Annotated in this window: 15 protein-coding genes; 7 read left to right on the forward strand and 8 right to left on the reverse strand. The window is 67.6% G+C overall.

The annotated features are described in order from the left end of the window. The first annotated feature begins 148 nt into the window (after positions 1 to 148). The 3 genes from IP69_RS08085 (at position 149) to IP69_RS08095 (ending at position 2,389) form a co-directional block, all read left to right on the forward strand. Entirely contained in the window at positions 149 to 712 is a 564-nt protein-coding gene (locus tag IP69_RS08085; RefSeq protein WP_054142311.1) for a glutathione peroxidase, read from the forward strand. Positions 713 to 813: 101 nt separating this feature from the next. Beyond that, the gene (locus IP69_RS08090; protein ID WP_054142312.1) at positions 814 to 1,743 is read left to right on the forward strand and encodes an N-carbamoyl-D-amino-acid hydrolase; all 930 of its coding nucleotides are present in this window, start codon (positions 814 to 816) and stop codon (positions 1,741 to 1,743) included. Positions 1,744 to 1,747: 4 nt separating this feature from the next. Next, positions 1,748 to 2,389, forward strand: coding sequence for a flavin reductase family protein (locus tag IP69_RS08095; RefSeq protein ID WP_054142313.1), 642 nt, complete (start codon positions 1,748 to 1,750; stop codon positions 2,387 to 2,389). A gap of 4 nt (positions 2,390 to 2,393) precedes the next feature. Here the strand turns inward: IP69_RS08095 and mog are convergent, their stop codons facing one another. The 4 genes from mog to IP69_RS08115 all read right to left on the reverse strand — a co-directional run bounded on the left by mog (position 2,394) and on the right by IP69_RS08115 (position 5,937). Beyond that, positions 2,394 to 2,939 (reverse strand): molybdopterin adenylyltransferase, encoded by a 546-nt coding sequence (gene mog / locus IP69_RS08100; protein ID WP_054142314.1) that lies wholly within the window; start codon positions 2,937 to 2,939, stop codon positions 2,394 to 2,396. Positions 2,940 to 3,026: 87 nt separating this feature from the next. Then, entirely contained in the window at positions 3,027 to 4,154 is a 1,128-nt protein-coding gene (locus IP69_RS08105) for a GNAT family N-acetyltransferase (RefSeq protein ID WP_054142315.1), read from the reverse strand. Between the two features lie 2 nt (positions 4,155 to 4,156). After that, complete coding sequence (locus tag IP69_RS08110; protein ID WP_054142316.1) at positions 4,157 to 4,462, reverse strand: EscU/YscU/HrcU family type III secretion system export apparatus switch protein; 306 nt, start codon at positions 4,460 to 4,462, stop codon at positions 4,157 to 4,159. After that, positions 4,459 to 5,937 carry a flagellar hook-length control protein FliK gene (locus IP69_RS08115; protein ID WP_054142317.1) on the reverse strand — a complete coding sequence of 493 codons (1,479 nt, stop codon included), beginning with the start codon at positions 5,935 to 5,937 and terminating at the stop codon, positions 4,459 to 4,461. Before IP69_RS08115 ends, IP69_RS08110 begins: the two co-directional genes overlap by 4 nt. A 221-nt stretch (positions 5,938 to 6,158) precedes the next feature. Here IP69_RS08115 and IP69_RS08120 point away from each other — a divergent pair, with 221 nt between their 5' ends. Further along, positions 6,159 to 7,169 (forward strand): aldo/keto reductase, encoded by a 1,011-nt coding sequence (locus IP69_RS08120; protein ID WP_054142318.1) that lies wholly within the window; start codon positions 6,159 to 6,161, stop codon positions 7,167 to 7,169. A 9-nt stretch (positions 7,170 to 7,178) separates the two neighbouring features. Here IP69_RS08120 and IP69_RS08125 read toward each other — a convergent pair whose 3' ends face one another. From IP69_RS08125 to IP69_RS08140, 4 genes are all read right to left on the reverse strand, one after another. Continuing rightward, a complete protein-coding gene (locus tag IP69_RS08125; protein WP_054142319.1) occupies positions 7,179 to 7,520 on the reverse strand; it encodes a hypothetical protein in 342 nt (113 codons plus the stop codon). A 121-nt stretch (positions 7,521 to 7,641) separates the two neighbouring features. Then, entirely contained in the window at positions 7,642 to 8,460 is an 819-nt protein-coding gene (locus tag IP69_RS08130) for an MBL fold metallo-hydrolase (RefSeq protein WP_054142320.1), read from the reverse strand. A 119-nt stretch (positions 8,461 to 8,579) separates the two neighbouring features. After that, complete coding sequence (locus IP69_RS08135) at positions 8,580 to 9,545, reverse strand: tripartite tricarboxylate transporter substrate binding protein (RefSeq protein ID WP_054142321.1); 966 nt, start codon at positions 9,543 to 9,545, stop codon at positions 8,580 to 8,582. A 123-nt stretch (positions 9,546 to 9,668) separates the two neighbouring features. Beyond that, the gene (locus tag IP69_RS08140; protein ID WP_156323347.1) at positions 9,669 to 10,223 is read right to left on the reverse strand and encodes a hypothetical protein; all 555 of its coding nucleotides are present in this window, start codon (positions 10,221 to 10,223) and stop codon (positions 9,669 to 9,671) included. 161 nt (positions 10,224 to 10,384) lie between these two features. Between IP69_RS08140 and ettA the strand changes: the two genes are divergently transcribed. The 3 genes from ettA to IP69_RS08155 all read left to right on the forward strand — a co-directional run bounded on the left by ettA (position 10,385) and on the right by IP69_RS08155 (position 13,566). Then, on the forward strand, positions 10,385 to 12,037 hold the full coding sequence (ettA, locus tag IP69_RS08145; protein ID WP_054142323.1) for an energy-dependent translational throttle protein EttA: 1,653 nt from the start codon (positions 10,385 to 10,387) through the stop codon (positions 12,035 to 12,037). A gap of 213 nt (positions 12,038 to 12,250) precedes the next feature. Further along, positions 12,251 to 12,664, forward strand: a complete 414-nt coding sequence (locus tag IP69_RS08150) for a PAAR domain-containing protein (RefSeq protein ID WP_082359145.1) — start codon at positions 12,251 to 12,253, stop codon at positions 12,662 to 12,664. Continuing rightward, positions 12,661 to 13,566 (forward strand): DUF4123 domain-containing protein, encoded by a 906-nt coding sequence (locus IP69_RS08155; protein WP_054142324.1) that lies wholly within the window; start codon positions 12,661 to 12,663, stop codon positions 13,564 to 13,566. Before IP69_RS08150 ends, IP69_RS08155 begins: the two co-directional genes overlap by 4 nt. The last annotated feature ends 136 nt before the right edge of the window (positions 13,567 to 13,702 follow it).

The raw sequence follows: 13,702 nt of genomic DNA on the forward strand, positions 1-13,702 counted from the left end.
GCTGCGGCTCGCCATGGCAATGTCACAAGGGGTGCCCCGGGCCGAAAGGCCGCGGGGCACATCCGTTTCGGGGCAGCCGGCGTATGTGGCATGATCGTGCGATCGGCGGATGAGGCAATTCATCCGCCTGGCCAGGAGGGAGCCTGTCATGACCTTGCGGCGTCGGGATGTCTTGGGTGGGTTGGTCGCGTCGCTGGCGCTGCCGGTCGGTGGCGCGGTTGCGCAAACGGTGCCGTCGGCATCGTCCTTTCGGTTCGGGAAGGCTGGCGGGGGGACTTATCCGCTCGCCGATTATCGCGGTCGGCCGGTGCTGATCGTCAACACCGCGACCAATTGCGGTTTCGCCGGGCAGTTTGCCACATTGGAACAGCTCTGGCAGCGCTATCGCGGTCGCGGCCTGATGCTGATCGCGGTGCCGAGCAATGATTTCGGCGGCCAGGAGCCGCTGGAGGGCGCGGCAATCGCCGAGGCCGCGCGGCAGACGCATGGTGCGACCTATGCCTTCGCCGAGAAGACCATGGTCAAGGGGCCGGAGGCGCACCCCTTCTATCGCTGGGCCGCGTCACAGCGCCCGACGGAGACTCCGCGCTGGAACTTCCACAAATATCTGATCGGCCGCTCCGGCGAGCTTCTGGGCGGCTATTCCTCGCTGACCGACCCGATCGGCCCGCAGCTGGTGCGGGCGATCGGGCAGGAATTGCAGGCGGGCTGAGCGTCGCGAACATGGCGCCTGGATAGGCGGCTGGCATCGAATTCGCTAAGGCCATCACACCATCCCGTTGTGACTGCTTTGCCTGCCGCCGAGGTTTTTCCATGTCCCGCATCCTGACCGTCGCCGCCGCCCAGCTCGGGCCGATCCAGAAGGCCGAGACCCGGCGCGAGGTCGTCGCCAGAATGGTCGCACTGATGGACGAGGCGAAGGCGAAAGGGGCCGACTTCATCGTCTATCCGGAGCTGGCGCTGACGACTTTCTTCCCGCGCTGGTATCACGAGGACCGTGCCGAGGCGGATGCCTGGTTCGAAGCGTCGATGCCCAACCCGGAAGTGCAGCCGCTGTTCGACCGGGCGCTGGCGCATGGCATGGGCATGAGCTTTGGCTATGCCGAGCTGACGCCGGACGGGCAGCATTTCAACAGCTCGATCATCGTCGACAAAAGCGGCGCGATCGTCGGCAAATACCGCAAGATCCATCTGCCCGGCCATGTCGAATATGATCCGGACCGGACACATCAGCATCTCGAGAAGCGCTATTTCGAGCCGGGCGATCTCGGCTTTCCGGTCTGGCGGACGATGGGCGGCCTACTCGGCATGTGCATCTGCAATGACCGGCGCTGGCCCGAGACCTACCGGGTGATGGGGCTGCAGGGCGTCGAGATGGTCGTGCTCGGCTTCAACACGCCCTCGGTGAACTCGCAGAAGGGTGGCGAGGGTCTGGCGCAGCGGCTGTTTCACCACCGGCTCTCGGTGCAGGCGGGCGCCTACCAGAACTCCTGCTGGGTCGTCGCCGTCGCCAAGGCGGGCGACGAGGATGGCCACCACCTGATGGGCGGGACGCTGATCGTCAATCCCGACGGCGAGATCGTCGCCGAGCTCGAGGGCGAGGCGGATGGCATCATCGTCGTCCCCTGCGATCTCGACGACACCCGCTTCGGCAAGGAAACGATCTTCGACTTCAAGCGGCATCGCCGGATCGAGCATTACGGCAAGATCACCGCCCAGGTGGGCGTGGTCGAGCCGGAGTGAGGCGATGAGCGCCTTCACCGTCGCCTTCTCCGAGATCGCCCCGCGCGACCGGTACAAGCTGCTCTGCGCCAGCGTCACGCCACGCCCGATCGCGCTCGTCACCACGCTGTCGGCCGAGGGGGTGGTCAATGCCGCGCCCTTCAGCTTCTTCAATGTCTTCTCGGAAGACCCGGCGCTGATCGTGCTCGGCCTCCAGCACAAGCCGGGCAACAACCCCAAGGACACCACCCGCAACATCGCAGCGGCTGGCGAATTCGTCGTCAATCTCGTCGATGAGGCGCTGGCTGAGGCGATGAACATCTGCGCCATCGATTTCCCGCCCGAGATCAGCGAGATCGAGGCGGCGGGGCTGTCGCTTCTGCCCGGGGTCAGCATCGGGGTGCCCTATATCGCGCAGGCGCCGTTCGCGCTCGAATGCCGGAAGACCGTGTCGATGGCGTTCACGCCGACGCGCGAACTGCTGATCGGCGAAGTCGTCCGGATCCATGCCCGCGAAGGGCTGGTCGATCCGGCTACGCTGCGGGTCAGCATCGACGACTACAAGCCGGTCGGCCGGATGTTCGCCGATGGCTATTCCCGGCAGAACGACCGCTTCGACCTGAAGCGCGGCACCTATACGGAGTGGCTGGCGACGCGCGGCGGCTGACGGATCATCCCTTTGGCTTCTGCCCCGGCCGGAAGGCCACGATCACCGCCGGGTCGGTCTCCAGATAGGGGCCTTCGATCAGGTCGATGCAGTAGGGGATCGCCGGCATCACCGCGTCGAGGCATTCGGCGATGGCCCGAGGCCGGCCAGGCAGATTGACGATCAGGCAGCGGCCGCGAATGCCGGCCGTCTGGCGCGAGAGGATCGCGGTCGGCACCTTGGCAAGGCTGACCTGACGCATGAGTTCGCCAAAGCCCGGCATTGGCTTCTCGATCACATCCTCCGTCGCCTCGGGGGTGACGTCGCGCGGGGCGGGGCCGGTGCCGCCGGTGGTGACGATTAGGCAGCAGCCTTCCTCGTCGGCGAGGTCGATCAGCGTTCGTGCGATCACGGCGCGGTCGTCGGGGATGATCCGGGCGAGCGGCGTCCAGATCGAAGCCAGCGCCTGGTCCAGATAGGCCTTGATGGCCGGGCCGCCCTCGTCCTGATAGATTCCTGCGGAGGCGCGGTCCGACACCGTGACGATGCCGATCTTGATGGCTGTGGTCATAAACGGGCTCCTGGCCTTTCGGGCGTTGGCGCAGATGTTGCCGATCGCCCCGGCCGACGCCACCCTCTTTCGTCTCGGTTTCTTTCGTTAGCGCCGCCGGAGCCAGGCCCTGACGCGGCGCAAGCCTTGACGCAGCCTTGCTGCGGCTTCGGGCAGGCCGGGCTTGGTGCTGCCGAGGCGGATGACGGCATTGCCCATGGCGCGACGCTCACCCCAGACATAGGTGCCGGCATCGACGCCGTCGCCGGCGCCGCTGTCGAAGAACGCTGGCGGGGCCCCGGCGAAGTCCGCCTGGAGCATCGCGATGGTCAGGGCCCGGCCCGGCGAGTGGCGGCCTTGCGTCTCGTCATAGGCGATCTTGAGGAAATGCCGGGTACCGGCGCTTTCGACCAGGAGACCCATGGCAAGCGGCTGGCCATCGAGGCTGAGCGTATCGATCTGCAGGGAATCCACGGCTGCAAATTGCGCGGCGAGACTGTCGAAATAGGCATGAGCCTGAGGCAGGCGGGCGATGGCGGTCCCGCTTTCGCCCTTCCATCCAGCCGCTTCCAGCGCCAGAAATGGCGGCAGGGCCTCGCGCGCCGCTTCGCCGCGCAGCCGCCGGAAGGTCACAGCGCCATGGCGGGCGATGGCGCGGTACTGCTGCATGCGCTTCTTGTAGCCCTGGCCGAGCGCGCGCCGCAGGTAATGTTCGGCGTCATCGCCTGGCGCAGGCTGCATCACCGGTCTCTGCCAGCGTTCGCTCACGGTCAGGCGGCCGCCCCCGGCGCGGCAGGCCTCCTGCAGCGCGACGAAGCTTGGCCCTTCGAGCGGTAGCAGTGGCAGGGTCAGCGTATGAGGCAGGTCGCGCGCAGCCCGGATATGGCGCAGCATCGCCTGCATGACGTCCTGGCACCGGTCGGCGTCGAGGACCGGCAGCGACGAGACTTCGTAGAGCGGCAGAAGCGGCGCGGTCAGCACGGGTACGAAACCGCTGCGCCAATCGCGCCGGCGGCGCAGCGCCCAAAGGCCTGCCAGACGCTCCGAACCGAGCGCTTCGCTCAGCCAGGCGGCGAGAATGACGATCCCGTCCTCCGGCAGGACAGTCCGGGCGGCGGCGATGGCTGCAGGCGCCATATGCGGATTGGGCTCGCAGGCGCGCACGGCCAGAGCGGCGAAGGCGGGTCCGTAGCTGGCGTAATCGGTGGGCCTGATGCGCCGGACGACGATGCTCATGGTCACGTCGGGCTGCCGTTGCCGCGACGGGGGCGCATGTCGCCGCGCAGCGAAAGCACGAAGGCGATGACCTGCGCGGTGGCGCGGTAGAGCTCTTCGGGGATCTGGTCGTCGAGTTCGACCGCCGACAGCGCCTGTGCCAGGATCGCGTTCTCCTCGATTGCAACGCCATGCTCGCGACCGGTCTCGATGATGCGCTGTGCGAGCTCGCCGCGGCCCTTGGCGGTGACCCTGGGCGCACCCTGACCATCATATTCCAGCGCAACCGCGATCTGGCGCGGGGAGGGCGGAACGGCGGGATGGCTCATGACATCCGGTCCAGAAACTGCCCCGCCATGGGCTGGGCGACGCGCGGCTGGCCCGTGTGGATCTCGATGGCGCCGTGCTCGAACTGCGCGTCGAGAAGCGCGGCCTCCAGCCCGGGCGACGCGCTGCGCAAGAGCTTGCTGGTGTCCTCGCGCTCGGCCCAGAGCGTGATGCCGACGCTGCGGCCCTGCAGGGTGACGACGCCCTGCAATGGCCCCATCGGCTCGACATCGAGCGCGAAACGCACGCGCCAGAGCGGGCCGGCCGTGCCGTCGCTCTCGCGGCGCGGCGGTTCCTTCTCGATCTGCAGAGGCAGCATCGTGACGCCGTTGGCGAAGGCGAGGGGAAGTTCGGTCAGCCAGCGCTGGCTCTGCTGGGCTTCCGTTCGCGCCGCCTCCGCCGGCAGTGACGCGTATTGCGAGAGCGTGATGCGGTCGAGCGCCGCATCGGTCTGGTCGAGCAGCGTCTCGACAATGGCAAGCGGCTTTTCGCCCGCCATCAGGCTGGGCTCGGCGATGGGCTGTGCGATCAGCGGTCCGTCGCGCCGGGGCGGTGTCGCCCTGGCGGACGGATCAAGGGTCGGCAAAGGCAGGCCGATGCCGGCGGGCGCCTTGTCGGCCGCAGCCGATCTGCTGGTTTCTGGCAGGGAGAGGGCCTGGACCAGCGGGGCGAGCGCGGTCCGCAGCGCCTGCAGGCCGGCCTTGAGATCCGTTCCGGGAGCAGGCGCGGCTCCCTGCGCCTGACGGGCTTCGAGGAAGAGGCCGGAAGTGGCGATGGCGGTCTTGAGCCCCTGGGCCGTCAGCGGTCGGCGTTCGGCCGGGATCGCCTGGGCGAGGATGCCCTCGACCAGGACCGCCAGCGGCTTCGGGATGGTGACGGCGAGCGAGCCTTGCGACAGCGCCCGCAGATTGGCCAGCAGCGGAGCGAGGCTGTCCTGCCGCGCCAGTGCCGGCCCCAGCAGCGGCCCGGCCTGGACGCGAGCCGCTGTCGCCAGCGAGGAGGCCGAGGCTGCGGTCGGCGCACCGGGCTGGCCGGCAGGCTCCGCGCCGGAGGGCGGCACTGCCCCCGCTCGCAGGGTGCTCGGCTGGGTCGCGAAAGAGGCCGGCGAACCGGGGGTCGGGACGGATGGGGCGGACGTAGCGGCGTTTTGGGCTGGCGTGGTTGTGGCCGGAACCGGCGTCGCGGCCGGCGGGCGGATATCGACCAGCGTCGCCTTCAGGCTTGTGCCGGGCTCGGTCGCAGCCTCGAACGTGAGAACGAGCGTGGCGCCGGGCTGGAGGGCGGCTTGCCGGGCCGTGGGACCGGCCAGCACCAGCTCGATCGTCTCCGAGCCCAGCTGTGCCGTGGCGGTGCCGTCACCGGCCAGCGCCAGCAGGCGCGCCTCGACCGTCTTGCCCGCGACCAGCCCAGTCGTCGGCGCAAGCGCCTGCAACAGCGTGGCGAGGGTCTGGCTTTGGGCAAGCGTGGCGAGATTCATCGGGTGCAGCCAAGGGAGCGATGTCGCGACCCTGGCATGAAAGATTAAGCATTTCCTTGCGTTGCCGGCCGCCGGAGCGAGCCTAAGCATCGGGCGCGTGGCTTGCAGGGGCAGCCGGCGTGCGTGACGCTGGTTTGGTGCGCCGGGCCGGGGCAGTCTGAGCCCGACATGATGAGGCTTGGCCTTTGGCCTGGCCGCGCGATTGCACGGGAGCGTCTTCGATGGAGTATCGCCAACTCGGCCGGTCGGGCCTCAAGGTCTCGCCGTTGTGCCTGGGCACGATGATGTTTGGCGGCGCGACCGACGAGGTCGCGTCGCGTGCCATCGTCGACCATGCGCGCGAGGCCGGCGTCAACTTCATCGATACGGCGGATGTCTACACGGAAGGCCGTTCGGAGGCGATCACAGGGCGCGCCATCGGCGCCAACCGGCATGACTGGGTGCTGGCGACGAAGGTCGGCAGTCCCTTTGGCGCCGGCCCCAACCAAGGCGGGCTCTCGCGCAAATGGGTGCTGCAGGCCTGCGAGGCGAGCCTCGCCCGGCTCGGGACCGATTTCATCGACATCTATTATCTCCACAAGGAAGACCATGCGACGCCGCTGGCGGAGACGGTGCACGCCATCGCCCATCTCGTGCGGCAGGGCAAGATCCGGCATTTCGGCGTCTCGAACCACCGCTCCTGGCGGGTCGCCGAGATCTGCCGGCTTTGCGATGAACTCGGCATCGATCGGCCGATCGTCAGCCAACCCTATTACAACGCGATGAACCGGATGCCAGAGGTCGAGCATCTGCCGGCCTGCGGCTATTACGGGCTGGGCGTCGCCTCCTATTCGCCGCTGGCGCGCGGGGTGCTGACCGGCAAATACGAGCCCGGCGAAGCGCCGCAGCAGGGCACGCGCGCGGCGCGCGGCGACAAGCGGATCATGCAGACAGAGTGGCGCGACGAGAGCCTCGTCATCGCCCAGACGATCAAGCAGCATGCGGCTGCGCGCGGCATGACGCCGATCCAGTTCGCGGTGGCCTGGGTGCTGAACAACCGCTTCCTGACCGCCGCCATCGCCGGGCCCCGCACGCTGGAGCAATGGCAGGCCTATCTGGCGGCGCTCGACATCACCTTCAGCGCCGAGGACGAGGCGCTGGTGGACAAGCTCGTGCCGGCTGGCCACCCGTCGACGCCGGGCTACAGCGACCCGGCCTATCCGATCGAGGGGCGGCCGGCGCGGACCGGCTGACCCCGCAGTTCAGTTGAGCACGCAGAAGCCACCGACCACGGTTTCGCTGCGGCACCAGACCTTGGTTTCGCCGGTGGCGGTGAGCTGCATCACGGCGGGGGCTGCCATCGTCGTCGTGGCCGGTGGAAACGGCACGCGGGCCGGCGCCTGGTCCTCGGCCCTCGCGGTCTCCGCGATGCCCCGGCCCGCGACCGGAACGACCACGAGACCGCGGCCGCGGCTGCTCGCCTGAGACGCTTCGGGTGAGGGTTTGGGGCCGCTCTTGCCGCCGAAACGCATTTTGGCGGCCTCGGCTCCAACCGGCACCAGAAAGGCAGTCGTGAGACAGGCAATCATGAGCGCGCGTGTCATGAGGGCGTCCTGGCAAAGAGCGAACGATGCTCAGCATGCCAGTGTCGGCCCAAGGCGCAACGAAAGCCTCTGCGCAGCCTCACCAGGAGGTTAAAGCCAGATATTCCGCAGGTTGGTCGCGCTAGTGGCCCGGCAGCACGATGACCGTCGGCCTGGCCGGCAGGCCGGCCTTGGTCACCGTCAGCACCGGCTGGTCGCGCCGTTCAACCGGCCAGAGATCCTGGGAGCGGCCTAGGAAGCGGCTGAGCGTGCCGCCTCCGAAGAAGTGCATCGGGATCATCACGCGCGCCTGAAGCGTCTTCAACACCTCCAGCATGCCCTCCTGATCGAGCGTGTAGCTGCCATCGACGGGAAACAGCACGACATCGACGCGGCCGAGCGCGCGCAGATGGCCGGGCTCGAGCGGGTGATGCAGATGGCCGAGATGGGCGATGCAGAGTTCGCCGATCTCGAAGATGAAGATCGAATTGCCGTCGAAATCGGTCGAGCCGGAATAGGAGCGGATGTTGGTGGGCACGTTGCGGACGCGCAGGTCGCCCATGGTGACGTCATGGCGGGCCGCCCCCGTCCCGGTCGGATCCCAGCCCGGCAGCACCCGCTTGATGGCGGGATCGGGATTGCGGGAATTGTGGGTCGAATGTGCCTTGTTCATCGTCGCGATGTCGGGCGTCACGGTGGATCGGACATAGTCGTTGTAGTCGGTTGCGACCTTCACGCCGGCGGGCGTCTCGATCAGGAAGGTGGCATGTCCGACGAAGGTCAGTCGGACCTCGTCCTTTGCGAGATTGACCCGCTGGATCGGCAGCCGCAGCGAGGCCATGTCGGGCCGGCAGCCCGGCTCGTCGGATTGAGCGTTGGCGGGCATGACGCCCAGCCAGGCGGCGAGCAGGGCGATCAGCCCGATGCGGAGGCTGTTCCAGGACGTCGTGGCGTCTTGCATCGCGCAACCCCGTTCCGTTTCGGCTCGGCCCAATCTGATGCATGGGCCGGGCCGAAGGGAAGCGGGGGCGGGCGGCGATGTCGCTTTTGTGAAAGCGTGCCCTCGCCGCCCGCGCGGGGCTATTGCTTGGCGAGGCCGAGGTCCTTCAGGACCGCGTTGCCGCGCTCGGTGAAGGCCTTGGCATAGGCGGTGAACTCGCCGGGCTTGTCCCAGACCGGGGTGATGCCGCGATCGGCCATCGCCTTGCGGACTTCGGGGCGCTGCATGGTGCGCTCGGCAGCCTCGAACAGAATCTTGCGCCGGTCATCCGGGACGCCCTTGGGCGCCGAAAGCGCAAACCAGTTCGAATAGGTCCAGTCGAGCCCGGCCTCCTTGGCGCTCGGCACGTCGGGGAAGCTCGGATGGCGCTCCTCGGTCATCAGCAGGATGGTGCGCACGCGCCCGGCATCGAGCATGCCCTTGGCCTCGATCGGCGAGCCGGTGAAGACGCTGATGCCGCCGGCGGCGAGATCCTGCAGGGCCGGCGCGCCGCCATTGCTGGGCACCCAGCGCACCGTGTCGGGCGCGAGTCCCGCCGCCTTGAGCAACCCGCCCGAAGCGATGTGCCAGGAGCCGCCAACGCCGGTGCCCGAGGCCATGAAGGTGCCCTTGGGATTGTCCTTGACCGCCTTGATGTAGTCGGCGGCCGTCTTCAGCGGGCTGTCGGCCTTGACGGTGACGCCGGCCGGGATGAGCGAGACGCGCGAAAACGTGTCGACGCTGTCGATGGTGATGTCGCCGAGCCCGAGCGTCTTGAAGAAGGAGATTTCGGGGCTGATGCCGCCGACGGTGTAGCCGTCGGCCGTGGCATTGGCGATCGCGGTATGGCCGGTCAGGCCGCCGCCGCCGGTGCGGTTGACGACATTGACCGGCTGCTTGAGTTCGGCCTCGTAGCCGGCGGCGAAAATCCGCATCACCGCATCCATGCCGCCACCGGCAGCCCAGGGCACGATCAACTGCACCGGTCGGTCGGGAAATGCGACGGACGCGCCGGTGGACACCAGCAAAGCTGCCGCGCCGAGCGCGGCCTTGACGATGAGTTTCATGGTCCCTCCCCAGGGATTGGCGCCGGGTTGTTCCGGCGTTTCCAGGCGAGAGACTAGACCGGTTTCGGGTAACCCTTCAAGATATGCTGCATACAGTGTTCAGGTGCGAGCCTTTCAGCGACGTCAGGATGCGTCGGGTGCGGCCGGCGTGATCGTGACTTTGGCCTCCGCGAGCCGCTGATAGAGCCGCTTGCGCCGCAGCAGCGGCAGCCAGTCGTAGAGGAACATCTCGGCGGGGCGCCAGATCACGACCCAGCCGATAATGACGAGGCTTTCCTGGACGACTCGCGCGAACGGCCCCTCGCTGCGCTGAGTCAGCAGGAAGCTGAGGAAGAGGCAGAAGGACAGCCCGGCAAAACCGATCAGGAAGGCGAGGCGGCCGTCGCGGAACAGGGCGCGCAGGGCCTGAGATTCTGCCCGCGCCTTGGCGGCGAACCAGCCGGTGAGGGCGGTGGCCAGATCAGGATGCGGCTTGCCGGGGGTGGCTGTGCCCTGCAGGTGGATGAGGATCGCGATGGCCGCATCCTTGGGCAGTTCCTGCGCCCATTCGACGATGTAGCGCTCGGCATCGGCCGCGATGTCGCCCTCGCTGAAAGGGAAAGGGTCAAGCGTGTTGAAGAGCTGGGCGCTGTTGGCCAGGCGCAACTCGATGGTGGCGTCGCTCTTTTCACCAGACACGTCGGTGGCCCTTCGATTCGCCGCTTCGACCCCATCATTTCCGTCGGCGAATGCCGGCGCAATCAAGCCGCCGGTTGCGGCTGGCCGCCCGCCTCGCTACATACGCGGCAGATTTCCCGACACGCCAGACCATCAGTCCGCCAGCGGAGCCCGCACGCCCCATGTCCCGTCAGTTCATCTATCATATGCGCGGCCTGTCGAAGACCTATCCGGGCGGCAAGCAGGTTCTCAAGGACATCCACCTGTCCTTCTACCCGGACGCCAAAATCGGCGTGCTCGGCGTCAACGGCGCGGGCAAGTCCACGCTGCTCAAGATCATGGCCGGTTTCGACAAGGAATGGACCGGCGAGGCCTGGGTCGCCGAGGGCGCACGCGTCGGCTACCTGCCGCAGGAGCCCAAGCTCGACGAGACGCTCAACGTCCGCGACAACGTCATGCTCGGCGTCGCGCCGCAGAAGGCCGTGCTCGACCGCTACAACGAGCTCGCGATGAACTATTCCGACGAGACCGCCGACGAGATGACCAAGCTGCAGGACGAGATCGAGGCCAAGGGCCTTTGGGATCTCGACTCCAAGGTCGATCAGGCGATGGACGCGCTGCGCTGCCCGCCCGACGACTGGGAGGTCGCCAAGCTCTCGGGCGGCGAGCGCCGCCGCGTCGCGCTCTGCAAGCTCCTGCTGGAGCAGCCCGAACTGCTGCTGCTCGACGAACCGACCAACCATCTCGACGCCGAGACGACCGCCTGGCTCGAAGGCCACCTGCGGACCTATCCGGGCGCGATCCTGATCGTGACCCATGATCGCTACTTCCTCGACAACGTCACGAGCTGGATCCTCGAGCTCGATCGTGGCCAGGGCATCCCCTATGAGGGCAACTACTCGGCCTGGTCGGTGCAGAAGCAGAAGCGTCTCGCCCAGGAAGGCCGCGAGGATGTCGCCCGGCAGAAGACGCTGGAGCGCGAGCAGGAGTGGATCTCGGCTTCGCCCAAGGCCCGCCAGGCCAAGAGCAAGGCGCGCATCCAGCGCTATGACGAGCTCGTCCAGAAAGCCAACAACAAGGGCCCCGACGGCGCGCAGATCATCATCCCGATCGCCGAGCGGCTGGGCAACAACGTCGTCGATTTCGAGGATCTGTCAAAGGGCTTCCAGGACAAGCTGCTGATCGACGGGCTGTCGTTCAAGCTGCCGCCCGGCGGCATCGTCGGCGTGATCGGCCCCAACGGCGCCGGCAAGACCACGCTGTTCCGGATGATCACGGGGCAGGACAAGCCCGATTCCGGCACCATCAAGATCGGCGAGAGCGTTACGCTCGGCTATGTCGACCAGAGCCGCGACTCGCTCGACGACAAGAAGAACGTCTGGGAGGAAATCTCCGGCGGCAACGACATCCTCTATCTCGGCAAGCGCGAGATCAATTCGCGCGCCTATTGCTCGACCTTCAACTTCAAGGGCGGCGACCAGCAGAAGAAGGTCGGCTCGCTCTCGGGCGGCGAGCGCAACCGCGTCCATCTCGCCAAGATGCTGAAGGCGGGTTCCAACGTCCTCCTGCTCGACGAGCCGACCAACGATCTCGACGTCGACACGCTGCGGGCGCTCGAAGAGGCGCTGGAGGATTACGCCGGCTGCGCCGTGATCATCAGCCACGATCGCTGGTTCCTCGACCGGATAGCGACCCATATCCTCGCCTTCGAGGGCGAGAGCCATGTCGAATGGTTCGAGGGCAACTTCGCCGAATACGAGGAAGACAAGAAGCGCCGGCTGGGTATCGACTCCACGATCCCGAAGCGGATTCAGTACAAGAAATTTTCGCGCTGAGGGCAGGGGTCGGCGCTCAGGCGAGCGGATTTGGACTGGCGCAATCGGGCACGCAGGCTCGCTCGGCCAGTCCTCCCTTGAGCCCTGGAATGACGTAGCTGTCGTCGTTGACAGCTGTGTATCCGCCATGGATCATGTCGGCTGTCGAGCATTCGTCATGCAACCGTCATGGTGCTGGGCTGGATTGGGATGCGCCTCGAGGAGCCTTTCGTCATGGGAATGCCCGCCGCCCGCGTCAGCGACCTGCACACCTGTCCGATGGTTTCGCCCGGCCCCGTGCCCCATGTCGGTGGGCCGATCATCCCGACCTGCTCGCCCAACGTCATCACCGGGGGCCTGCCGCAGGCGCGCGTCACCGACAAATGCGTCTGCGTCGGCCCGATCGACATGATCGTGAAAGGCTCGGCCAGCGTGCTGGTGAACAACCTGCCGGCGGCCCGCATCGGCGACACCACCACGCATGGCGGGGTCATCATCACGGGATTACCGACGGTGCTGATCGGCGATGCCGGCGGGGGCGGCAATATGGGCGCTGGCGGAGCCGCGCCGGAGACCAGCCAGCCTTGCATGGCGAGCGCCGCCGCCAATAACGCGCCGTTTGTCAGGCCGTGTCGCCGCCAAGCATGATTGCGCCTACCGATCCGGCTGGCCCCGCAGATGGCAGCGCAGCCCTGCAGGCGCTGCCGCCAGACTGGTACGCGGTCGTCGACGGCGCGCTCTTTGTCGACCTCGCGGCCGATCTCGCGATTCACGGGCTCGGCGGTCGCCCGCTGTTTCTCGAGGCCGGCGACGCTGCGGCCGTGTCATCTGGACCCTTCCTGATCTCGCTGTCGCGGGCTGACGATATCGATCGTCTGCGCGCGATGAATGCAGGTCGCGCCGCACCGGTGTTCTGGTCCTGGCCCAGCGGGGAGCCTGCGCTGTTCAGGCATCTGCGTACGCTGAATCTGGTCGAAATTCCCGATCGCCAACGCGAGACGCCGGACGCGCCGGCCTATGAAGCGGTCGTCTTCCGCCATTGGGACACCGTCGTCCTTGGCGCGATGATGCCGCTGCTTCGCCCTGGGCAGATGGCGCGCCTCCTCGGCGCGGCGGCGGGGGTGTGTTTCGGCGGCGGGAGTCTCGCCGCGTTCGCGGGTCCGGAAGCTGTCGCGGCCGATACGGGGATGCTGCGGTTCTCGCCCGACCAGATCGCGCGCCTCAATCTTGGCCGCGTCGCGGCCTCGCGCCAACGGATTGCGAGCTATTTGCGAGAGGCGGCGCCGGTGGAAACCGGGACGATGGACGCTGCGCAACTGCAGGCTCTCATTGTGCATGGGGAGAACACGGGCCGCGCGCTCGGACTGGGCTCGGAGCGCGCGCTGGGGAAATGGACCTACATGATCGCGGTGACCGACGGAGCCGTCGCGGAGGGACCGACGATGGGGCAGGTCTTCGCCGGTAGCGGGCTGGCTCCTGACGACACGCTCGATGCGGTCTTCGCCGAAATGGTCGCCGCCGAGGAAGCCGAATTTCCGGGACTGCGCTGATGGCGATACCGCTGATCATCGGCGGCGGACTCTGGGCCTACCGGGCTTACCGCGTCGCTCAGGCTGCGCGCGCCGCTGCCGCCGCCGCGCAGGCAGCACGGGCGGCCCAGGCGGCCAGGGCCGCAGCAGCGGCGCG

The organism is Allobosea sp. AAP35, from assembly GCF_001295925.1.
GTDB lineage: Bacteria > Pseudomonadota > Alphaproteobacteria > Rhizobiales > Beijerinckiaceae > Allobosea.

Coding starts and splice junctions, on each gene's coding strand:
- IP69_RS08085 (WP_054142311.1), top strand. CDS start 149: ATGACCTTGCGGCGTCGGGATGTCTTGGGTGGGTTGGTCGCGTCGCTG.
- IP69_RS08090 (WP_054142312.1), top strand. CDS start 814: ATGTCCCGCATCCTGACCGTCGCCGCCGCCCAGCTCGGGCCGATCCAG.
- IP69_RS08095 (WP_054142313.1), top strand. CDS start 1,748: ATGAGCGCCTTCACCGTCGCCTTCTCCGAGATCGCCCCGCGCGACCGG.
- mog (WP_054142314.1), bottom strand. CDS start 2,939: ATGACCACAGCCATCAAGATCGGCATCGTCACGGTGTCGGACCGCGCC.
- IP69_RS08105 (WP_054142315.1), bottom strand. CDS start 4,154: ATGAGCATCGTCGTCCGGCGCATCAGGCCCACCGATTACGCCAGCTAC.
- IP69_RS08110 (WP_054142316.1), bottom strand. CDS start 4,462: ATGAGCCATCCCGCCGTTCCGCCCTCCCCGCGCCAGATCGCGGTTGCG.
- IP69_RS08115 (WP_054142317.1), bottom strand. CDS start 5,937: ATGAATCTCGCCACGCTTGCCCAAAGCCAGACCCTCGCCACGCTGTTG.
- IP69_RS08120 (WP_054142318.1), top strand. CDS start 6,159: ATGGAGTATCGCCAACTCGGCCGGTCGGGCCTCAAGGTCTCGCCGTTG.
- IP69_RS08125 (WP_054142319.1), bottom strand. CDS start 7,520: ATGACACGCGCGCTCATGATTGCCTGTCTCACGACTGCCTTTCTGGTG.
- IP69_RS08130 (WP_054142320.1), bottom strand. CDS start 8,460: ATGCAAGACGCCACGACGTCCTGGAACAGCCTCCGCATCGGGCTGATC.
- IP69_RS08135 (WP_054142321.1), bottom strand. CDS start 9,545: ATGAAACTCATCGTCAAGGCCGCGCTCGGCGCGGCAGCTTTGCTGGTG.
- ettA (WP_054142323.1), top strand. CDS start 10,385: ATGTCCCGTCAGTTCATCTATCATATGCGCGGCCTGTCGAAGACCTAT.
- IP69_RS08150 (WP_082359145.1), top strand. CDS start 12,251: ATGGGAATGCCCGCCGCCCGCGTCAGCGACCTGCACACCTGTCCGATG.
- IP69_RS08155 (WP_054142324.1), top strand. CDS start 12,661: ATGATTGCGCCTACCGATCCGGCTGGCCCCGCAGATGGCAGCGCAGCC.